The organism is Rhizobium sp. AN80A (assembly GCF_030053015.1).
GTDB classification, from domain to species: domain Bacteria; phylum Pseudomonadota; class Alphaproteobacteria; order Rhizobiales; family Rhizobiaceae; genus Rhizobium; species Rhizobium metallidurans.
Genome location: NZ_JASJPX010000003.1, coordinates 3139611 through 3160181, shown reverse-complemented (window position 1 = coordinate 3160181; position 20571 = coordinate 3139611). Strand labels below are relative to the sequence as shown.

Here is a 20571-nt window from a genome sequence, read left to right as displayed (position 1 = left end):
ATATCAAAACTGACAGGTGTTCATAACATATACGCAAAGCGCGATAGTTTGGATTTCCTAAAATGCCAAAAAAAGTCGATCAGCAGATAAGCTGGCCGCCATTGATCTCGAGCACCTGGCCGGTCACGTAACCGGAGAGCGACGGCGCTGCCATGAACAGGTAGGCGGGCGCGCAGTCCTCGGCGGTTCCGAGCCGCTGCAACGGAATGCCCTTGCGCGTCTGCTCGAGTTTTTCGGCCGACGAATAGCGCTGATGGAAATCGGTTTCGATCGTTCCGGGCGAGATGCAGTTGACGCGAATGCCGTCGGGCGCGAGCTCGCGAGCCAGCGCCTTCGAGTAAGTCGAGACGAACGCCTTGGAGGCCGAGTAGATGGCCGAGCCCGGGCTGCCGCCTGTCAGCGCCGAGATCGAGACGGTGTTGACGATCGCCGCCTCGCCGGCCGCTCTCAGCGCCGGCAGCAGCGCCCTGGTGACCTCGACGACCGACGTCTGGTTCAATTGCACCACCTGGCCATATTGCGCCTCGGTCAGCGTACCCGCCGGAAAGCGACCGACCATCGTCCCGGCATTGTTGACCAGCGCATGGATCTTGTCGAAATGGCCAAGCACCTTCTTGGTGAAGGCGTCGCATCCCTCCCCCGTCGAAAAATCGCCGGCGATGAGAATGGCGCGCCGGTCCTCTTCCGCCGTCAGCAGGAAATCGGGCAGCGCCCGCTCGCCGTCGCGGCCGGTGTGAACCAGAACCCGCGCGCCGCAATCGAGAAATTGTCTCGCGACCTCGAGCCCGATCCGCGGCCTGCGCCCGTGACGACCACGTTGCGGTTTTCGAACAACTTCGGATGAAACATCAAACCCTCCCGATCAACGGCCGAACCGATCTGTATCCGACGCGGTGAGAAGATAGCCTTTGCATCCGCCAATGATCAACCGTTGGCACGCTGCTTCGCCATCTCGTGATGAGATGGTGAACATTGGTCGACCGGCCAACAAAAAAGCGGCCTTGCGGCCGCTTCGATGACAGTCCGAACCGTAGAGAGGCTCTAAGGCTCAATCCTTGCCGACGACACCCTGCAGGTGCGTCATTTCCATGATGAAGTGTTCCAGCTTGGACTTGTGCTCGTGATGATGCGTATCCTCGAGTTCGGCCTTGGCGGCTTCGATGCGGCGGTCGAGTTCGTCCTTGGAGACGTCTTCGACAGGGATCGCCGATTCGGCGAGCAGCGTGCAGCCGGTCGGCAGGATGTCGGCGAAGCCGCCGAACACCACGAAGTCCTTCTTGACACCGCTGGCGGAGCGAACGCTCACGACGCCAGGCTTGATGGTCGTCATCGTCGGCGCGTGGTTCGCCATGACGGTCATCTCGCCCTCGGTTGCCGGAATGACAACTTCGGTCACCATCTCGGACAAGAGCAGACGCTCCGGAGATACGAGTTCAAAATTGAAATTGTCAGCCATGACGTTTCACTTCTTGATTGTCTTTGAAACGAGAGACGGCGCGCGGGGACGGTCCCTGCGCGCCGTAAGTGAATGCATCAAGCGGCTGCGGAGAGCTTCTTGGCCTTTTCGATGGCTTCTTCCATCGAGCCGACCATGTAGAAGGCTGCTTCCGGCAGGTGATCGTACTCGCCGTTGACGAGGCCCTTGAAGCCCTTGATCGTGTCTTCGAGAGCAACCAGCTTGCCCGGCGAACCGGTGAAGACTTCGGCGACGAAGAACGGCTGCGACAGGAAGCGCTCGATCTTGCGGGCGCGGGTAACCGTCATCTTGTCCTCTTCGGACAGTTCGTCCATGCCGAGGATGGCGATGATGTCCTGCAGCGACTTGTAGCGCTGAAGCGTCGTCTGCACCTTACGGGCGACTTCGTAGTGCTCTTCGCCGACAACCATCGGGTCGAGCATGCGCGAGGTCGAGTCGAGCGGGTCGACGGCCGGGTAGATACCCTTTTCGGCGATCGAGCGCGACAGAACGGTCGTTGCGTCCAGGTGGGCGAACGAGGTGGCCGGAGCCGGGTCGGTCAAGTCGTCGGCGGGGACGTAAATGGCCTGAACCGAGGTAATCGAGCCCGTCGTCGTGGTCGTGATGCGTTCCTGCATCTGGCCCATGTCGGTGGCGAGCGTCGGCTGGTAACCAACGGCCGAAGGAATACGGCCGAGCAGAGCCGACACTTCCGAACCTGCCTGCGTGAAGCGGAAGATGTTGTCGACGAAGAACAGAACGTCCTGGCCCTTGTCGCGGAAGTCTTCAGCGATGGTCAGACCGGTCAGAGCGACGCGTGCGCGTGCGCCCGGCGGTTCGTTCATCTGGCCGTAAACGAGCGCTGCCTTCGAGCCTTCGCCGCCGCCATGCTTGTTGACGCCCGATTCGATCATTTCGTGGTAAAGGTCGTTGCCTTCGCGGGTACGTTCACCCACGCCTGCGAAGACCGAGTAACCACCGTGCGCCTTGGCGACGTTGTTGATCAGTTCCATGATGAGAACGGTCTTGCCGACGCCTGCGCCGCCGAACAGGCCGATCTTGCCGCCCTTTGCGTAAGGTGCGAGCAGGTCGACGACCTTGATGCCGGTGACGAGGATCTGTGCTTCGGTCGACTGGTCGACGTAGGCAGGCGCATCCTGGTGGATGGCGCGCTTGCCGGAAGTGACCAGCGGGCCGGCTTCGTCGACCGGCTCGCCGATGACGTTCATGATACGGCCGAGCGTTTCCTGGCCGACCGGAACCGTGATCGGTGCGCCGGTGTCGGAAACGGCCTGACCGCGAACCAGACCTTCGGTCGAGTCCATGGCGATCGTGCGGACTTCGTTTTCACCCAGGTGCTGAGCGACTTCGAGCACGAGGCGGTTGCCGCCGTTCGTGGTTTCGAGTGCGTTCAGGATCGCCGGCAGTTCGCCTTCGAAAGCAACGTCGACGACGGCGCCGATAACCTGCGTGACCTTGCCGGCGGAGCCTGCCGCGGCCTTCTTGGGGGTAGCTGCCTTAGCCATCTTCTTACCCTCTTTCCCTAACCTCAGAGCGCTTCCGCGCCCGAAATGATTTCAATGAGTTCCTTGGTGATCTGAGCCTGGCGCTGACGGTTGTAGTTCAGCGTCAGCTTGTTGATCATCTCACCAGCGTTACGCGTCGCATTGTCCATCGCGCTCATCTTGGCGCCCATTTCGCCGGCGACGTTCTCGAGGAGCGCGCGGAAGATCTGGACCGAGATGTTGCGTGGAATCAGATCCTCGAGGATCGATGCCGGATCAGGCTCGTATTCGTAGACTGCGCTCGCATGTGCCGCGTCCTCGGCAGCCACTTCGCCAGCCGAGGCCGGGATGAGCTGCTGTGCCGTCGGAACCTGCGAGATCACCGACTTGAACTCGGAATAGAAGAGCGTGCAGACGTCGAATTCACCGGCTTCGTACATCTCGATGATGCGCTTGCCGATGCTGTCGGCATTTTCGAAGGCGACGCGCTTGACGTCGCGAAGTTCCTTGCGCTCGACGATGAGCGAGAGGAATTCGCGGCGCAGGCTGTCGTAGCCCTTCTTGCCGACGGTGAAGATCTTCACCGTCTTGCCTTCTGCGACCAGCTTGCGGGCGTGGTCACGGGCAAAACGAGAAATCTGCGAGTTGAAACCGCCGCAGAGGCCACGCTCGGCGGTGCAGACGACGAGCAGGTGAACCTGATCCTTGCCTGTACCTGTCATGAGCGTCGGCGCACCATCCGCCTCGGTGACGGCATTGGCGATATTCGCCAGTACCGCGTTCATCCGCTGCGAATAGGGCCGGGCGGCCTCGGCCGCCTCCTGCGCACGCCGAAGCTTCGCCGCGGCGACCATTTTCATCGCCTTGGTGATCTTCTGCGTCGCCTTGACGGAGGCGATCCGGTTTTTCAGATCCTTAAGTGAAGGCATCCGTGATCCGTCCTAACTGGGTCCGATTACGAGAAAGACTTCGCGAAGCTGTCGATGGCAGCGGTGAGCTTGCCCTTCGTGTCGTCGCTGATGGCCTTGTCGTTACGGATTGCGTCGAGGATCGCCGAACCTTCCGAGCGGAGGTACGACAGCAGGCCCTGCTCGAACTTGCCGACCTGGTTGACCGGGATCTTGTCGAGGTAGCCGTTGACGCCGGCGAAGATCACCGCGACCTGCTCTTCCGTCTTCAGCGGCGAGAACTGCGGCTGCTTCAAGAGTTCGGTCAGGCGTGCGCCGCGGTTGAGCAGACGCTGCGTGGACGCGTCGAGGTCGGAGCCGAACTGGGCGAAGGCGGCCATTTCGCGATACTGGGCGAGTTCGCCCTTGATCGAGCCGGCAACCTGCTTCATGGCCTTGATCTGAGCGGCGGAACCAACGCGCGAAACCGACAGACCGACGTTAACGGCCGGACGAATGCCCTGGTAGAACAGGTCGGTTTCAAGGAAGATCTGGCCGTCGGTGATCGAGATCACGTTGGTCGGAATGAACGCCGAAACGTCGTTGCCCTGGGTCTCGATGACAGGCAGAGCCGTCAGCGAGCCAGCGCCCTTTTCGTCGGAAAGCTTTGCAGCGCGCTCGAGGAGACGCGAATGCAGGTAGAAGACGTCGCCCGGATAGGCTTCGCGGCCCGGCGGGCGGCGCAGCAGAAGCGACATCTGGCGATAGGCGACAGCCTGCTTGGAAAGGTCGTCGTAACCGATCAGGGCGTGCTGGCCGTTGTCACGGAAGTATTCGCCCATGGCGCAACCGGCGAACGGCGCCAGGTACTGCATCGGAGCCGGATCGGACGCCGTGGCGGCGACGACGATCGAATACTTCATCGCGCCGCGTTCTTCGAGAACCTTGACGAACTGGGCAACGGTCGAACGCTTCTGGCCGATAGCGACGTAGACGCAGAACAGCTTGTCGCCATCCGGGCCGTTGTCGTGGATCGGCTTCTGGTTCAGGATCGTGTCGAGAATGATCGCGGTCTTGCCGGTCTGGCGGTCGCCGATGACGAGCTCGCGCTGGCCGCGGCCAACCGGGATGAGCGCGTCGATGGCCTTGAGGCCGGTCGACATCGGCTCATGAACCGACTTGCGCGGAATGATGCCAGGAGCCTTGACGTCGACGCGCGCACGGCGGGTCGCGTTGATCGGGCCCTTGCCGTCGATCGGGTTGCCGAGAGCGTCGACAACGCGGCCGAGCAGTTCCGGACCAACCGGAACGTCAACGATGGCGCCCGTACGCTTGACGGTGTCGCCTTCCTTGATGGAACGGTCGGAACCGAAAATAACGACACCGACGTTGTCGGCTTCAAGGTTCAGCGCCATGCCGCGGATGCCGCCCGGGAACTCGACCATCTCGCCTGCCTGGACGTTGTCCAGACCGTATACGCGAGCGATACCGTCACCGACGGAGAGCACCTGACCGACTTCCGAGACCTGGGCCTCTTTGCCGAAATTTTTAATCTGATCTTTGAGAATTGCGGAAATTTCCGCGGCGCGGATATCCATCAGCCAACCTCTTTCAATGCAAGCTTAAGGGTAGAGAGTTTGGTACGAAGAGACGTATCAATCTGACGGGACCCGACCTTCACGATCAGACCACCAAGAATTGACGGATCAACCGTGACGTTGACCGCCACGTCTTTGCCGGTGACGCCCTTCAGCGCCGCCTTCAATTCAGTTTCCTGCGCTGCGTCGAGCGCATGGGCCGAGGTGACCTCGGCGGTAATTTCGCCACGCTGACGGGCAGCGATGACACGGAAGGCCTTGATCATGCCCGGGAGAGCGAACAGGCGGCGATTGCGCGCCACGACCTTCAGGAAGTTTGCGACGAACCCGCTGATGCCGGCCTTTTCGCTGATCGCGATGATCGCCTTCAGCTGATCCTCGGCCGAAAAGACCGGGCTGGTCACGAAGCGGGTCAGATCCTCGCTCTCGTCCAACATCGCCTGAAAACGGTCGAGATCGGCGGTCACGGTAGCGACGGCACCCTCTTCGAGCGCCAGTTCGAACAGCGACGAGGCATATCGCTCTGCAACACCAGATGTAAGCTGGGACGTGTCTGCCACGGGCACAAATTTCCCTGATTTCAACCCAAGAATCCGGCCTCCGGCGGGCGCCTGATTTAAATTCTTGAATTCGTTATGATTTCCCCCAGAAATCGCAAGAGAAGCCTCTTGCTTCTTCCGAAATTCGGGGTCCGTCTAACATAGGATATCGGGACTCGCAACACGCGTAACGCCGTAATCCTGTTTTAGCTGCGATTTATGCCGCAAAAATGCTGAAACCGTTCACGGCCCACAGGCGGCCGCTCCGAAATCGGCACGTTTCAGGCGGAAAAGAAACCGAAGACATAGCCGAGCGGAAGCGCCGCCAGAACCACTTGCACAACCAGAAGTACATAGTTCATGACAGTGCTTCCCCGGTCCGACAGCAGCGAGATGATGCGCGCGAAAGCCGCCATCGCGAAAGCGCCGCCGAGCGCCAGGTAGGTGAAGTCCTGCGCCAGCATGATCGCCGCCAGCCCGAAGCCGAGATAGAAGCCCCCCATCGAGCGCAGCTCGGCATAGCCGTCGCGGCGCCCCTCGCGCACCTGCATGCCGTAGAGCCGCATCGCGTAGCCCGGCGCGAACATGATGATGAAGCCCGCAAGCGCGGTAAACGCGGCGGCGCCGAAGGCAAGCTGCTCGCCCAGCTCCATCGGAAAGTAGAAATCCATGGTGTGACCCCAAATCACTGTGATTTGCAGCCCTTATGCCACGATTGGCCGAGACCGCAAACGGCCGAGATCGCCTGTATCTAAAGGAAGCTCTGCGGATCGATATCGAGCTGCACATGGATGGAGCCGCGCTCTTTGGGAGATTGCGCCAGCATGGTGCGCAGGTAGGCCTGCATGTCGGAGTTCCGGCGACCATGCACGAGGAGCCGGAAGCGATGGCGTCCGCGCACCAGCGCCAGCGGCGCCTCGGCCGGGCCGAGCACGGAGATGCCTGTTACCTGTGGGGCGGCGTTGCGCATGCCGCGCGCATGCCCCTCGGCGTCCTGCCGCGTTTCCGCCGAGACGATGATCGACGCCAGCCGACCGAACGGTGGCAGGATCGCCCTCTCTCGCTCGGCGATCTCGCGCTCGTAGAAGGCGCCCGCGTCGCCCGACACGATCGCCTGCATCACGGGATGCTGCGGCTGGTAGGTCTGCAGCAGGCCGTGGCTCTTGAGGCCCGTGCGTCCGGCGCGTCCCGTCACCTGCGACAGCAGCTGGAAGGTCCGCTCGGCCGCGCGCGGATCGCCGTTCGCCAGCCCGAGATCGGCATCGATGATACCAACAAGCGTCATCAGCGGGAAGTTATGCCCCTTGGCCACCAGCTGCGTGCCGATGACGATATCCGCCTCGCCCTTGGCGATGGCGTCGAGCTCCAGCCTCAGCCGCTTCACCCCCCCCATGATGTCCGAGGAGAGCACGATGGTCCGCGCCTCGGGAAAATGCCGCTCCACCTCTTCGGCGATCCGCTCCACTCCCGGCCCGCAGGCAACGAGATGATCGAACGTGCCGCATTCCGGGCATGCCTCGGGCGTGTGCTGGTGATAGCCGCACTGGTGGCACTGCAGCTGCCGCTTGAAGCGGTGCTCGACCAGCCAGCTGGAGCATTGCGGGCACTGGAAACGATGGCCGCAGACCCGGCAGAGCGTCAGCGGCGCATAGCCGCGCCGGTTCAGGAACAACAGCGCCTGCTGCTGCTTCTCCACCGTCTTGCCGATCGCCCGCAACAGCACCGGCGACAGGAAGCCGCCACGCTCCGGCGCATGTCGGCGCATGTCGACCAGATGCAGATCCGGCAGCGCCGCGTCGCCGAAGCGTGTCGGCAGATGAATGGTCGTATAGCGCCCGCTCTGGCCGTTGACCTGGCTCTCCACCGAAGGCGTGGCCGAGACCAGCACGAGAGGAAAATCGCCGATCCGGGCGCGCACGACCGCCATGTCGCGGGCGTTGTAATAGACGCGGTCTTCCTGCTTGTAGGCGGGATCGTGCTCCTCGTCGACGATGATCAGCCCGAGATCCTCGAACGGCAGGAACAGCGCCGAACGCGCGCCCGCCACGACCCGGACCTCCCCCGTCACCGCCTGCCGCCACACCTTCTCGCGCGTCTTCGGCGCCAGATCCGAATGCCACTCGGCGGGCTTCGCCCCGAAGCGGTCCTGGAAACGCTCGAGGAAACTGGCCGTCAGCGCGATCTCCGGCAACAGGATCAGCACCTGCTTGCCGCGCTTCAGCGTCTCGGCGATCGCCTCGAAATAGACCTCCGTCTTGCCCGACCCCGTGACGCCATCGATCAGCGACACCGCGAACTGCCCGTTGCGGACTTCCTCAAGGATCTCGTCGGCCGCCTCCTTCTGCGGACCGGCGAGCCGCGACGGCGCGAAATCCGGATCCGGCTTCGCCACGATCGGCGGCGGCGGCAGGAAGATCGTCTCGAGTATCCCCTGCGCGATCAACCCATCGACGACGCTGGTCGAAACACCGGCCGCATGCGCGAGGCCGATCCGCGTCCACGACAGCCCGTCGCCGGCCGCATCGAGCACGCGGGCGCGCGCCGGCGTCATCCGCTCCGGCTCGCCGCCCACGAAGCGCAGCCCCTCGACCATCGGTTCCGGATCCAAGGCGTTCGGCACGCGCAGCGCCATGCGCGCCACCAGCCCCGGCGGCGACAGCGTATAGCCCGCCACCCAGTCGACGAAATCGCGCATCTCCTTGGACAGCGGCGGGCAGTCGAACACCTTGGTGATCGGCCGGAGCTTCTTTGGATCGACGCCCTCGTCGCCCCCCTCCCAGACGGCGCCGATCACCTGGCGCGGCCCGAGCGGCACCTGCACCACGGAACCGGGCTCCACCGCCATGCCCTCTGGCACCGAGTAGGAATAGGGCCTGAGCGCCGGCATGGGTACGAGCACCGACACCGTGCGCACGGCGGGCGGCGGCTCGATCGGGCCAAAGAGGTCGGACGAATCTATGCTCATCGGGCGCGACCATGCCCGCAACGACAAAAAAATGAAACCCGCGACATCGCGCTATCAATCGTCATCATCGTCCTCGCCGGCAATGGTGCCGGTCAGCCGCATGCCCTCGATCCAGGTGGCGCCGTTCTCGCGGATCACCTTGCGCGGCCTGACCCCGCAGCGCTCGCGCACGGCTTCCGCCAGCAGCGCCGAGTGGGTGACGACCCACACCTGGCTGCTCTTCGAAGCCGTCGCGATCATGTCCGCCAGCGGCTCCAGCATATCGGGATGCAGGCTCGCTTCCGGCTCGTTGAGCGCGATCAGCGGCGGCAGCCGGTAGGACAGCAGCGCCGCGGCCAGCCCGAGAAAGCGGATCTGCCCGTCCGACAATTCGCGCGGCTGGAACACCCGATGCGGAAAATCGGGAAAGGCGAGCCCGAACGACGCCGTCTCCTCCGGCTCCGGCACCACGAGCCGCGCGCCGCCGAAGGCCGAGGCGACGACGCGGTCGAGATCGACGGTATCCTGCCTGGTGTGCCTCAGCGTCGCGAACACCGCCGCCAGATTGGCGCCGTCCTCGTCCAGCATCGGCCCGGTCACGGCAAGGCAGGGCTGGCGCAGCGGCGAGGCGCGATCGGTGCGGAAACCATGGAAGAAGCGCCAGTTGGCCACCACCCGGCGAAAGGCGGCAATCTCGGGAAAATGCCCGGCATCGCCAAGCAGCGCCATCGCCGTCTCTGATGTCAGCGCCTGGTCCGGATAATCCTGCATGCGGCCCGAGCCATCGCGCACGTGGATGGCGGGCCCCGCCCGCTTCATCATCGTGACCGGCCGCCCGTGATCGACGACCAGCTCCTCGGCCTTCACCTGCGGCTCCAGCGGAAAGCCGGCCGCGGCCTCGGGCGGACGCAGGCCGACCTCGACCCGGTAGCGGAAAGTCACGGCCCGCTCCTCGTCCAGAAGCTCGACCTCGAGCCGCACCCGCGCCGGCCCGTCGCTCTGCTTGCGCGTGCCCGACCACAAGACCGAGAACATGCCGCCCTCGGCCGCGAGCTCGCGCACCAGACGCCCGGTCACCGCCGCCTGCACCAGCTGCAGCGCGCGATAGAGATTGGATTTGCCCACGCCGTTCTCGCCGAGAAACAGCGAGGTCTCCGACAGATCCATGCGGATCGAGCGCAGCGACCGGTAATTCTGGGCGAACATGGAGCGGAGTTGCATGCCCCGCTTTACCCCATCCGCTCAGCGAAATGAATGGGCATCGGCCATCTCGGGCAGGCTTGGCTCGACGAGCGGCTGGAACCGCGCGTCGCCATCCAGCTTCAGCGCCTCGACGGTATGCGTCTCCAGCGCCCTTGTGACGTCGTTGATATCGCCATCAAGATGCTCGACCGGGATCATGTCGCCGATGATGAAATCGAAGCGGTCGCCGCGCTTGTTGAGGAGTTCGTGGAACACCGTCATGTCGCGCAGCTCCGTCGACCACTTGGCGAACCAGTAGAACAGCCCGGAATTGCGCGCCGTCATGTGGACGGGCAGGATCGGCAGATTGTACTTGCGCGCCAGTCCCACGGCGGACGTCTTCCACGGCCGCTCGTTGAGCCGGCCGTTCGCCCAGTAGGCGATCCTCCCGGAGGGAAAAAGCACCGTCGCCTTGCCCTCGCGCACCGCGTGGTTGGTCAGCTGTAGCGTCTCGCGCGCCTTCAGCTTGCTCTTGTGCTCGTCGCGCCATTCGACCGGAATGATCATCTCGGCAAAGCGCGGATTGACGCGCACCGCATCGCGGTTGGCGAACACCATCATATCAGGCCGCCGCGACTTCAACAGGTCGAACACCGCGACGCCGTCGGCGATCCCGGTCGGATGGTTGCTGACGAGAATGAAGCCGCCCTTTTCGGGAATCCGCTCGGCATTGGTCACGCCGATATCGAGATTGAGGAGATCACTCATATACTCGAAGCACTGGAATCCAGGCATGTTGGCGATGTCGTTGGCGAAGGTCATCGCCTTGTTGTAGCGCAGCAGCGTGTAGAGAAACGGCCGCATGACCGGCCACAGCGGGTGGCCAACGATGCGTTGCCCGCGTTCGGCGATCAGCGTGTCGACGATGTGTCCTGGCCTACCTTGGGAAACGAGCGCGATCGTTTCTGCGAACTGTCCGAATGCCGTCGTGGGGTGGCGCCGTGCCATGCAAGATCCTGCCTCGTTGGGAAACCAGTTATCGCGATTATTATGATCGAAGCATGACAGGCACTTGGCCGATGTTAGCGATTCCATAACCGTCCCTCAGGCAAAATTGGCGGCCCGACGGGCAAATTCAAGAGGCGGAAACGTGAATGAACTCCTGATCATGGCCGATGCGCGGCTGATGGCGGAACGTGGCGCCTGGCTGCAAAGCCTAGCCGGCGAACGACGTCTTTCGCAGCACACGCTCGACGCTTACGAGCGCGACACCCGCCAGTTCCTGACCTTCATGACCGGCCATCTCGCCGGCCCGACGACGCTCAAGGACATCGAGGCGCTGCGGCCCGCCGATTTCCGCGCCTTCCTCGCCGCCCGCCGCCGCGACGGCACCGGCGCCCGCTCGCTCGGCCGCAATCTCGCCGGCCTGCGTTCGCTGCTGCGCCATCTGGAAAAGAAGGGCCTGGTGAACGCCGCCGGCGCCGGCGCCATCCGCTCGCCGAAGCAGCCGAAATCGCTCCCCAAGCCGCTCTCCGACAGCCAGGCCGTCACCGTCGTCAGCAACGAGGCGCAGCTGCACGAGGAGCCCTGGATCGCCGCCCGCGACGCCGCCGTGATGACGCTGCTCTACGGCTGCGGCCTGCGCATCTCCGAAGCGCTCGATCTCCTGCCCGGCGACATCGCATCAGGCGCCACGACCCTGCGCGTCACCGGCAAGGGCAACAAGACCCGCCTGGTGCCACTGCTTCCAATCGTCTTCGAGGCGGTCGACAGATACCGGGCGCTTTGCCCCTATCATCTCACCGCCGACCAGCCGCTTTTCCGCGGCGCCCGCGGCGGCAAGCTGCAACAGGCGATCGTCCAGCGCACCATGCAAAAGATGCGCGGCGCCTTCGGTCTGCCGGAGACGGCGACGCCGCACGCGTTGCGCCACTCCTTCGCCACCCATCTCCTGGCCGGCGGCGGCGATCTCAGAACCATCCAGGAACTGCTCGGCCACGCCAGCCTGTCGACCACCCAGGTCTATACGGGTGTGGATGCATCGCGGCTTCTCGACGTTTACGACCGCGCCCACCCCCGGGCGTAATCCTTTGTTAACGTCTTCTCTTAAAGGAATATCATCAGCCGAGCGCGTAAAGCTCGTGCATTACTCCTTGTGACCGGAACACCATCATGACGATTTCGCTCGGCCACCGCAATCCCCGCCTGGTATCCCCGGATCGATCATCGATGCGGCCGGCATCATCGGGCAACGTCGCGCTCTGGCTGATCGCCGCCATTCACGTCCTGCTGGCGGCACTTCTGATCGCCACCCTCGTCTCGGTCTCGCCGGCATCGGCCGCCGATGCGGGCGCCTGCACCGGCCGCAATGTACTCGACGATCTCAAGATCAGCGATCCGGCGCGCTACGAGCAGGTCGTCAGGGAAGGCGATGCGGTGCCGAACGGCAAGGGCATCTTCTGGAAGATCGAGAAGCCCGGCATGAAGCCCTCGTGGTTGCTCGGCAGCATGCATGTGACCGATCCGCGCGTCCTGCAGCTGCCGCCGCGCACCCAGGCCGCTCACGATGCCGCCGACACCATCATCATCGAATCCGACGAAATTCTCGACGAGAAGAAGGCCTCCGCGGCGCTGATGACGAAGCCGGACCTGATGATGTTCACCGACGGCACCACGGTCGAAAAACTGTTGTCGCCCGAGGACTATGCCCGGCTCGAGGAGGGCTTGAAGCAGCGCGGAATTCCGCTCGCCGCCGTATCGCGAATGCGCCCCTGGATGATCGCCAGCGCGGTCGCACTTCCCGCCTGCGAGATGGAGCGAAAGGCCAAGGGCGTACAGTTCCTGGACCAGAAGATCGCCACAGACGCGCTGGCCAAGGGCAAGCAGGTCAAGGGTCTGGAAACATTGGCCGAGCAGCTGCAGGCCATGGCCGACCTGCCGACCGAATTTCACATGAAGTCGCTGATCCAGACGCTGGAGCTGGGCGAAAAGATGAACGACGTCGTGCAGACGATGACCGACCTCTATCTCTCCGGCGACATCGGCATGACCATGCCGATGCTGAAGACCGTGAGCCCCGACAGCAAGGACGACACCAACGACTACGCCGCCTTCGAGCAGCGCATCATCCTCGACCGCAACAAGATCATGGCCGAACGCGGCGCCCCGATCCTTGCCAACGGCAACGCCTTCATGACCGTCGGCGCCCTGCACCTTCCCGGCGAAGCCGGCGTGATCGAACTTCTGCGCAAGCAGGGCTTTACGGTGACAGCGGTGAATTGAGAAGGCTGCGGACCAAGCTCTTCGCTTGCCGTTAAAGTCCCCTCCCCAACCCCCTCCCCACAAGGGGGAGGGGCTAGCTTGTGGCGATGCCGAGCGTCGCTTTTACCCTTGCATCAGTTGAGAGAGCAAAGTTCTGCCGAGCGATTGCCGCCCGGAAGCCCCTCCCCCTTGTGGGGAGGGGGTTGGGGAGGGTCTTACGACAACGAGCAAACCGCGCGAGGGTTAGCCAAACGAAAAAGGCCGCAGTCCTCTCGAACCGCGGCCTCTTCGAAGTTTATGTCAAAGCCTTACATATGGATCGGCTTGAAAAACGCCGCCAGCGCCGCTTCCTTCACGCCTTCCGACATGGTCGGGTGCGCGTGGCAGGTGCGGCCGAGGTCTTCGGCCGAGCCGCCGAATTCCATCAGCACGGCGATCTCGTGGATCATTTCGCCGGCGCCGAAGCCGACGATATGCCCGCCGAGAACCCGGTCGGTGGTCTTGTCAGACAGGATCTTCACGAAACCGTCCGTCGTCAGCATCGCGCGCGCGCGGCCGTTGGCCGTGAACGGGAACTTGCCGACCTTGTAGGCGACGCCAGCCGCCTTCAGCTCTTCCTCGGTCTTGCCGACGGAGGCGACTTCGGGCTGCGTGTAGACGACGCTCGGAATGACGTCGTAGTTCACATGGCCATGCTGGCCGGCGAGGATTTCGGCGAGTGCCACGCCTTCGTCCTCGGCCTTGTGGGCCAGCATCGGGCCCTTCACCACGTCACCGATCGCGTAGATGCCGGCAACATTGGTGCGGAACTGGCCGTCGATCTCGACGCGGCCGCGATTGTCGAGCGCAACACCCGCTTCCTCGAGACCGAGGCCGGCCGTGTAGGGAATGCGGCCGGTGGAGATCAGCACGACATCGGCCTCGACCGTCTGCGCGGCGCCGCCCGCGACCGGCTCGAAGGTCACCTTCGCGCCCTTGCCGCCCTTTTCGACGCCCGTCACCTTGGAGCTGAGATTGATCTCCATGCCCTGCTTGGCGAGCATCCGCTGGAACTGCTTGGAGACGTCGCCGTCCATCGCGCCGAGGATCTTGTCGAGATATTCGATGACGGTGACCTTGGCGCCGAGGCGCGACCAGACCGAGCCGAGCTCGAGGCCGATGACGCCACCGCCGACGACGATCATCGTCTCGGGCACCTTGTCGAGCGCGATCGCGCCGGTCGAGGAAACGATCACCTTCTCGTCGATATCGACCTTGACGCCGGGGATGCCGGCGACGTCGGAACCGGTGGCGATGACGATGTTCTTGCCTTCGATCTCCTGGACCTTGCCGTCCTCGGCCGTAACCGAGACCTTACCTGCGGAGACGATCTTGCCGGTGCCGATGAAGCTGTCGATCTTGTTCTTCTTGAACAGGAAGGCGACGCCTTCGACGTTCGACTTCACCGTGAGGTCCTTGTGCGCCATCATCTTGTCGAGGTTCAGCTTCGGCGCCGCGACCTCGATGCCGAGCGCGTCCATGCCGTGGCCGGCCTGATGGAACATTTCAGACGCGTGCAGCAGCGCCTTGGAGGGAATGCAGCCGACATTGAGGCAGGTGCCGCCGAAGCTCGCGCGCTTTTCGACGACGGCGACCTTGAGGCCGAGCTGGGCCGCCTTGATGGCGCCGACATAGCCGCCAGGGCCGGTTCCGATAACGATCACATCATAGGACATTGTTGTTTTCCCTTTCGTTATTTGTTTCGTCCGCCGCGCCGAGGAGCGCGAGACGGAAGCCGAGGCCGACCACGCGGCGCCGGGAATGCGGTTGAACTCGTGAACCCGATCATCGGCCGCCACTCACGTTGAGGATCGCGCCGGTCACATAGGATGCGTCCTTGGACAAGAGGTAGAGCACCGCGTCGGCGATCTCGTCGGCCGTGCCGGCGCGCTGCATCGGAATGCTTGGCGCCATCTGGCGCGCCCGGTCGGGCAGGCCGCCGGAGGCGTGGATCTCGGTGTCGATGACGCCTGGCCGCACGGCGTTGACGCGCACGCCCTCGGTCGCCACTTCGCGGGCGAGGCCGATGGTGAAGGTGTCGATCGCGGCCTTGGAGGCGGCGTAGTCTACATATTGCGAGGGCGAGCCGAGGATCGCCGCCATCGACGAGATATTGACGATCGCGCCGCCCTTGCCGCCATGCCTGGTCGACATGCGACGCACGGCCTCGGCCGCGCAGAGAATCGAGCCGGTGATGTTGATGCGCATCATCCGCTCGATGCGCGCGACCGACATCTCGTCGACGCGCGCGGGCGCATCGACGATGCCGGCATTGTTGGCGAGCCCGTCCAGCCGGCCGAAATGCCGGTCGACGGCTTCGAACATCGCGGTGACGTCGCCGGCCTTGCCGACATCGCCCTTGATCGCGACAGCGTCACCGCCGCCGGCCTTGATCCTGGCCACGATATCGTCGGCCGCCTCATTGTTGGCGGCATAGTTCACGGCGACGCGCCAGCCGCGAGCGGCCGCAAGCAGGCTGATCGCGGCGCCGATGCCGCGGCTGCCGCCGGTCACGAGAAGCACGGGTTGGTCGCTCATGACGCACATTCCTTGAAGTCGAGAACGGCGGAGGGCGCAACCGACGCCTTACCCTTGCCCCGGACCGACACGGCGCGGAAGGCCGATCCGAACGCATCCGCCCGCGCTGCCGGATGGCCGGGAGCGGGCGCGATATTCGACGGACGGAAGGCGGGATTCAGCGACATCAGGTGTTCCGGTGCTGAGGCGAAAAGGGCCGCTCGCGCGGCCCTGTCGGTTTCTTAGAGATCGAGAACGAGGCGCTCCGGATCTTCCAGGCTTTCCTTGACGCGCACGAGGAAGGTAACCGCTTCCTTGCCGTCGACGATGCGGTGGTCGTAGGAGAGCGCGAGATACATCATCGGGCGGATGACGATCTGGCCGCCGACGACGACGGGACGATCCTGGATCTTGTGCATGCCGAGAATGCCCGACTGCGGCGCGTTCAGGATCGGCGAGGACATCAGCGAACCGTAGACGCCGCCATTGGTGATGGTGAAGGTGCCGCCCTGCATGTCGGCCATCGACAGCGAACCGTCACGAGCCGACTTGGCGAGACGGCCGAGGTCCTTTTCGATCTCGGCGATCGACATCTGGTCGGCATCGCGGATGATCGGAACGACCAGGCCCTTGTCGGTGCCGACGGCCATGCCGACGTGGCAGTAGTTCTTGTAGATGATGTCGGTGCCGTCGATTTCGGCGTTGACGGCGGGCAGTTCCTTCAGCGCGTGGGTGACGGCCTTGGTGAAGAAGCCCATGAAGCCGAGCTTCACGCCGTGCTTCTTTTCGAACACGTCCTTGTACTTGGCGCGCAGCGCCATCACGGCGCTCATGTCCACCTCGTTGTAGGTGGTGAGCATGGCGGCGGTGTTCTGGGCGTCCTTCAGGCGCTTGGCGATCGTCTGGCGCAGGCGCGTCATCTTCACGCGCTCTTCGCGGCCGGCATCCTCGACCGTCGACGGGCCGCGTGCGGCGGCAGGGGCCGCCGGAGCGGCAGCGGCAGGAGCCGCGATGCCCTTGGCGACGGCGGCGATCACGTCGCCCTTCAGAACCTGGCCGCGCTTGCCGGAGCCATCGACCTGATCGGCCGAAAGGTTGTTTTCAGCGAGCATCTTCGAAGCAGCCGGTGCCGGCGGCATCGAGGATGCGGCAGCCGATGCGGAGGCGGCGGCAACCGGTGCGGCAGCGGCGGGAGCCGGCTCGGCGGCCTTGGCGGGAGCGGCGGCGGCAGCCGGTGCAGCAGCGGCACCTGCGCCGGCGGAGATCTGGCCGAGCAGTGCGTCGAGACCGACGGTTTCGCCGGCCTGCGCGACGATTTCGGAAAGCACGCCGGCAGCCGGGGCCGGAACTTCGATGGTCACCTTGTCGGTTTCAAGCTCCACCAGCGGCTCGTCGGCCTTGATGACATCGCCGACCTTCTTGAACCAGGTGCCGACGGTTGCCTCGCTGACGGATTCACCGAGAGTTGGAACGCGGATTTCTGTGGCCATTGTTCAAATCCTGAATTTTGATCTTTGTGATATGGGACGGCGTCGCGGCGCAGACGGCCGATATGAATTAATGCGGAGAGGAAGCGCTGGCGCTCCCTCCCCGATCTCATTCTCGTCAGCCGCCGAGCGCGTCCTCGAGGAACGCGGCGAGCTGTGCCAGATGCTTGGACATCAGGCCGGTTGCGGGCGATGCCGCGGCCGGACGTCCGGTGTAGCGAACGCGCTGGTACTTCGCATCGATATGGGCAAGCACCCATTCCAGATACGGGTCGATGAACGACCATGCGCCCATGTTCTTCGGCTCTTCCTGGCACCAGACCATTTCCGCGTTGCGGAAGCGGGAGAGCTCGTTGATGAGCGCCTTGGCCGGGAACGGATAGAGCTGTTCGACGCGCAGCAGGTAGACATCGTCGATCCCGCGCTTTTCGCGCTCTTCCAAAAGGTCGTAGTAGACCTTGCCGGTGCAGAGCACGACGCGGCGGATCTTGGCGTCCTTCTGCAGCTTGATCGGGCCGTCCTTGATGACCTCGGCATCGTCCCAGAGCAGACGGTGGAACGAGGTCTCGCCGGCCATTTCGGCCAGGCCCGATACGGCGCGCTTGTGGCGCAGCAGCGACTTCGGCGTCATCAGGATCAGCGGCTTGCGGAAGTCGCGCTTCACCTGGCGGCGCAGGATGTGGAAGTAGTTCGCCGGCGTCGTGACGTTGGCGACCTGCATGTTGTCTTCAGCGCAAAGCTGCAGGAAGCGCTCGAGGCGGGCCGACGAGTGCTCCGGACCCTGACCTTCATAGCCGTGCGGCAGCAGGCAGACGAGGCCGGACATGCGCAGCCACTTGCGTTCGCCCGACGAAATGAACTGGTCGAACACGACCTGCGCACCGTTGGCGAAGTCGCCGAACTGGGCTTCCCAGAGCGTCAGCGCGTTCGGGCGGGCCAGCGAGTAGCCGTATTCGAAGCCGAGAACGGCTTCTTCCGACAGCATCGAGTTGATCACTTCGTAGCGCGCCTGGGTCGCCGACAGGTTGGCGAGCGGAATATAGCGCTCTTCCGTTTCCTGATCGTAGAGAACCGAGTGACGCTGCGAGAAGGTGCCGCGTTCGCAATCCTGGCCGGAGAGACGGATCTTGTGACCTTCGGTGACGAGACCGCCGAACGCCAGCGCTTCCGCCGTCGCCCAGTCGATGCCCTCGCCGGTCGTGATCATGTTCGAACGGTTTTCCATGAAGCGCTGGATCGTGCGGTGCGCATGGAAGCCTTCCGGGATCTCGGACAGCTTGCGGCCGATTTCCTTCAGCTGCTTCATCGGCACGGCGGTCTTGCCGCGACGCTGCTCGTCGGCATTGTCTGCCGTGCGCAGGCCCGACCACTCGCCGTCAAGCCAGTCGGCCTTGTTCGGCTTGTAGCTCTGGCCGGCCTCGAACTCCTGCTCGAGATGGGCGCGCCAGTCGGCCTTCATCTTCTCGACTTCGCCCTCGCTCAGCACGCCCTCGGAAACGAGACGCTCGCTGTAGAGCTGCAGAACGCTCTTGTGGGCGCGGATGACCTTGTACATCTTCGGCTGCGTGAAGGACGGCTCGTCGCCTTCGTTGTGGCCGTAGCGGCGGTAGCAGAACATGTCGAGGACGACAGGCTTGTGGAACTTCATGCGAAATTCCATGGCAACCTTGGCGCCGTAGACGACGGCTTCCGGATCGTCACCGTTGACGTGCAGGATCGGCGCCTCGATCATCTTGGCGACGTCCGACGGATAGGGCGACGAACGCGAGAAGGCCGGGTTGGTGGTGAAGCCGATCTGGTTGTTGATGATGACGTGCATCGTGCCGGCGACGCGGTGACCGCGCAGACCGGAAAGGCCGAGGATTTCGGCAATCACGCCCTGGCCGGCGAAAGCGGCGTCGCCGTGGATGAGCAGTGGCAGAACCTTGGCGCGCTCCGACAAGGGAATGATGTCGCCGTCCCAGGCGGTGGCGCTCATGTCCTGCTTGGCGCGGGCCTTGCCCATGACCACGGGGTCGACGATTTCAAGGTGCGACGGGTTGGCCGTCAGCGACACATGAACCTTGTTGCCGTCGAACTCGCGGTCCGAGGAGGCGCCGAGGTGGTACTTGACGTCGCCGGAACCTTCGACTTCATCAGGCGCGTAGGAGCCGCCCTTGAACTCGTGGAAGATGGCGCGGTGCGGCTTGCCCATGACCTGGGAGAGCACGTTCAGGCGGCCGCGATGGGCCATGCCGAACACGGCTTCCTTGAGGCCGAGATGGCCGCCGCGCTTCAGGATCTGCTCGAGCGCCGGGATCAGCGATTCACCACCGTCGAGGCCGAAACGCTTGGTGCCCTTGAACTTGACGTCGAGGAACTGCTCGTAGCCTTCGGCTTCGATGATCTTCGACAGGATCGCCTTCTTGCCTTCGGCGGTGAAGGCGACGCCCTTGTCCGGACCTTCGATCCGTTCCTGGATCCAGGCCTTTTCCTCGGGGTTCGAAATGTGCATGAACTCGACGCCGATCGTCGAGCAGTAGGTGCGCTCGAGGATCTCGATCATCTCGCGAACGGTGGCGTATTCCAGGCCGAGCACGTTGTCGATGAAGATCTTGCGGTCGTAGTCGGCTTCGGAGAAACCGTAGTTTTCCGGCGACAGTTCCTTGTAGTCCTCGACGGGAGCGGCGATGCCGAGCGGGTCGAGCTTGGCGTGCAGGTGGCCGCGCATCCGGTAGGCGCGGATCATCATGATGGCGCGCACGCTGTCGCGCGTCGCCTGCAGGATGTCGGCGCCTTCGGTCGGCTTGCCCGCTGCTTCGGCCTTGGCCTTGACCTTGGTCTCGACGACCTTCTCGATCACGCCCCAGTCGCCGTCGAGCGCCGAGACGAGGTCTCCGCTCGCCTGCAGCGGCCAGTTCTTCTTGCGCCAGGATGCGCCCTTGGCGGCCCGCTTCACATCATCGGGATTGTCTTCCAGCGCCTTGAAGAAGGCGCGCCATTCCTCGTTGACCGATGCCGGATCGTCTTCGTAGCGCGCATAGAGCTGCTCGATGTAAGCAGCGTTGGCGCCATCCAGGAACGAGGTGATCTGAAACTGCTCGTTGGCTTCTTGCCGTGCCATGGTGTTACGCGGACGCTTCCGCCCGCCTCCCGACTCTTGTGATTTTGCCGGTC

At 63.8% G+C, this 20571-nt stretch carries 16 protein-coding genes and 1 pseudogene; 2 read left to right on the top strand and 15 right to left on the bottom strand.

Annotated elements, in window-relative coordinates; genetic code table 11:
• Positions 1-79: 79 nt before the first annotated feature.
• The 10 genes and pseudogenes from P3R82_RS27215 to P3R82_RS27170 form a co-directional block, all read right to left on the bottom strand.
• A pseudogene (locus P3R82_RS27215) lies at positions 80-849 on the bottom strand (SDR family oxidoreductase).
• Positions 850-1048: 199 nt separating this feature from the next.
• Positions 1049-1456, bottom strand: a complete 408-nt coding sequence (locus P3R82_RS27210; protein WP_283196022.1) for a F0F1 ATP synthase subunit epsilon — start codon at positions 1454-1456, stop codon at positions 1049-1051.
• A 77-nt stretch (positions 1457-1533) separates the two neighbouring features.
• Positions 1534-2982: a F0F1 ATP synthase subunit beta gene (gene atpD, locus P3R82_RS27205; RefSeq protein WP_183902330.1), complete on the bottom strand. Its 1449-nt coding sequence runs from the start codon at positions 2980-2982 to the stop codon at positions 1534-1536.
• Between the two features lie 23 nt (positions 2983-3005).
• Positions 3006-3890 (bottom strand): F0F1 ATP synthase subunit gamma, encoded by an 885-nt coding sequence (locus P3R82_RS27200; RefSeq protein ID WP_183902331.1) that lies wholly within the window; start codon positions 3888-3890, stop codon positions 3006-3008.
• 26 nt (positions 3891-3916) lie between these two features.
• Complete coding sequence (gene atpA, locus P3R82_RS27195; protein ID WP_183902332.1) at positions 3917-5446, bottom strand: F0F1 ATP synthase subunit alpha; 1530 nt, start codon at positions 5444-5446, stop codon at positions 3917-3919.
• On the bottom strand, positions 5446-6012 hold the full coding sequence (locus P3R82_RS27190; RefSeq protein WP_283196435.1) for a F0F1 ATP synthase subunit delta: 567 nt from the start codon (positions 6010-6012) through the stop codon (positions 5446-5448). Before P3R82_RS27190 ends, atpA begins: the two co-directional genes overlap by 1 nt.
• A gap of 254 nt (positions 6013-6266) precedes the next feature.
• Positions 6267-6656, bottom strand: coding sequence for a DUF4345 family protein (locus P3R82_RS27185; protein WP_283196021.1), 390 nt, complete (start codon positions 6654-6656; stop codon positions 6267-6269).
• Positions 6657-6736: 80 nt separating this feature from the next.
• Positions 6737-8950, bottom strand: coding sequence for a primosomal protein N' (locus P3R82_RS27180; RefSeq protein WP_283196020.1), 2214 nt, complete (start codon positions 8948-8950; stop codon positions 6737-6739).
• A gap of 54 nt (positions 8951-9004) precedes the next feature.
• Positions 9005-10150 carry an AAA family ATPase gene (locus tag P3R82_RS27175; RefSeq protein WP_283196019.1) on the bottom strand — a complete coding sequence of 382 codons (1146 nt, stop codon included), beginning with the start codon at positions 10148-10150 and terminating at the stop codon, positions 9005-9007.
• 21 nt (positions 10151-10171) lie between these two features.
• Positions 10172-11119: a 1-acyl-sn-glycerol-3-phosphate acyltransferase gene (locus P3R82_RS27170; RefSeq protein ID WP_283196018.1), complete on the bottom strand. Its 948-nt coding sequence runs from the start codon at positions 11117-11119 to the stop codon at positions 10172-10174.
• A 142-nt stretch (positions 11120-11261) separates the two neighbouring features.
• Here P3R82_RS27170 and P3R82_RS27165 point away from each other — a divergent pair, with 142 nt between their 5' ends.
• Together P3R82_RS27165 and P3R82_RS27160 are read left to right on the top strand one after the other, a co-directional pair.
• Complete coding sequence (locus P3R82_RS27165; RefSeq protein ID WP_283196017.1) at positions 11262-12197, top strand: tyrosine recombinase XerC; 936 nt, start codon at positions 11262-11264, stop codon at positions 12195-12197.
• Positions 12198-12340: 143 nt separating this feature from the next.
• On the top strand, positions 12341-13393 hold the full coding sequence (locus tag P3R82_RS27160; protein ID WP_283196434.1) for a TraB/GumN family protein: 1053 nt from the start codon (positions 12341-12343) through the stop codon (positions 13391-13393).
• A 287-nt stretch (positions 13394-13680) separates the two neighbouring features.
• Here P3R82_RS27160 and lpdA read toward each other — a convergent pair whose 3' ends face one another.
• The 5 genes from lpdA to P3R82_RS27135 form a co-directional block, all read right to left on the bottom strand.
• The gene (gene lpdA / locus P3R82_RS27155; RefSeq protein WP_283196016.1) at positions 13681-15087 is read right to left on the bottom strand and encodes a dihydrolipoyl dehydrogenase; all 1407 of its coding nucleotides are present in this window, start codon (positions 15085-15087) and stop codon (positions 13681-13683) included.
• Positions 15088-15196: 109 nt separating this feature from the next.
• Positions 15197-15949 carry an SDR family oxidoreductase gene (locus P3R82_RS27150; protein ID WP_283196015.1) on the bottom strand — a complete coding sequence of 251 codons (753 nt, stop codon included), beginning with the start codon at positions 15947-15949 and terminating at the stop codon, positions 15197-15199.
• On the bottom strand, positions 15946-16116 hold the full coding sequence (locus P3R82_RS27145) for a hypothetical protein (RefSeq protein WP_283196014.1): 171 nt from the start codon (positions 16114-16116) through the stop codon (positions 15946-15948). Before P3R82_RS27145 ends, P3R82_RS27150 begins: the two co-directional genes overlap by 4 nt.
• 54 nt (positions 16117-16170) lie before the next feature.
• Positions 16171-17418 carry a 2-oxoglutarate dehydrogenase complex dihydrolipoyllysine-residue succinyltransferase gene (odhB, locus tag P3R82_RS27140; protein ID WP_283196013.1) on the bottom strand — a complete coding sequence of 416 codons (1248 nt, stop codon included), beginning with the start codon at positions 17416-17418 and terminating at the stop codon, positions 16171-16173.
• A gap of 115 nt (positions 17419-17533) precedes the next feature.
• Positions 17534-20518, bottom strand: coding sequence for a 2-oxoglutarate dehydrogenase E1 component (locus P3R82_RS27135; RefSeq protein WP_283196012.1), 2985 nt, complete (start codon positions 20516-20518; stop codon positions 17534-17536).
• Positions 20519-20571: the final 53 nt, after the last annotated feature.

Excerpts from the sequence above, each read along its gene's own strand:
- odhB (WP_283196013.1), bottom strand. The coding sequence starts at position 17,418 with ATGGCCACAGAAATCCGCGTTCCAACTCTCGGTGAATCCGTCAGCGAG.
- P3R82_RS27200 (WP_183902331.1), bottom strand. The coding sequence starts at position 3,890 with ATGCCTTCACTTAAGGATCTGAAAAACCGGATCGCCTCCGTCAAGGCG.
- P3R82_RS27145 (WP_283196014.1), bottom strand. The coding sequence starts at position 16,116 with ATGTCGCTGAATCCCGCCTTCCGTCCGTCGAATATCGCGCCCGCTCCC.
- P3R82_RS27210 (WP_283196022.1), bottom strand. The coding sequence starts at position 1,456 with ATGGCTGACAATTTCAATTTTGAACTCGTATCTCCGGAGCGTCTGCTC.
- P3R82_RS27175 (WP_283196019.1), bottom strand. The coding sequence starts at position 10,150 with ATGCAACTCCGCTCCATGTTCGCCCAGAATTACCGGTCGCTGCGCTCG.
- atpD (WP_183902330.1), bottom strand. The coding sequence starts at position 2,982 with ATGGCTAAGGCAGCTACCCCCAAGAAGGCCGCGGCAGGCTCCGCCGGC.
- P3R82_RS27185 (WP_283196021.1), bottom strand. The coding sequence starts at position 6,656 with ATGGATTTCTACTTTCCGATGGAGCTGGGCGAGCAGCTTGCCTTCGGC.
- P3R82_RS27160 (WP_283196434.1), top strand. The coding sequence starts at position 12,341 with ATGCGGCCGGCATCATCGGGCAACGTCGCGCTCTGGCTGATCGCCGCC.
- lpdA (WP_283196016.1), bottom strand. The coding sequence starts at position 15,087 with ATGTCCTATGATGTGATCGTTATCGGAACCGGCCCTGGCGGCTATGTC.
- P3R82_RS27180 (WP_283196020.1), bottom strand. The coding sequence starts at position 8,950 with ATGAGCATAGATTCGTCCGACCTCTTTGGCCCGATCGAGCCGCCGCCC.
- P3R82_RS27135 (WP_283196012.1), bottom strand. The coding sequence starts at position 20,518 with ATGGCACGGCAAGAAGCCAACGAGCAGTTTCAGATCACCTCGTTCCTG.
- P3R82_RS27150 (WP_283196015.1), bottom strand. The coding sequence starts at position 15,949 with ATGAGCGACCAACCCGTGCTTCTCGTGACCGGCGGCAGCCGCGGCATC.
- P3R82_RS27170 (WP_283196018.1), bottom strand. The coding sequence starts at position 11,119 with ATGGCACGGCGCCACCCCACGACGGCATTCGGACAGTTCGCAGAAACG.
- atpA (WP_183902332.1), bottom strand. The coding sequence starts at position 5,446 with ATGGATATCCGCGCCGCGGAAATTTCCGCAATTCTCAAAGATCAGATT.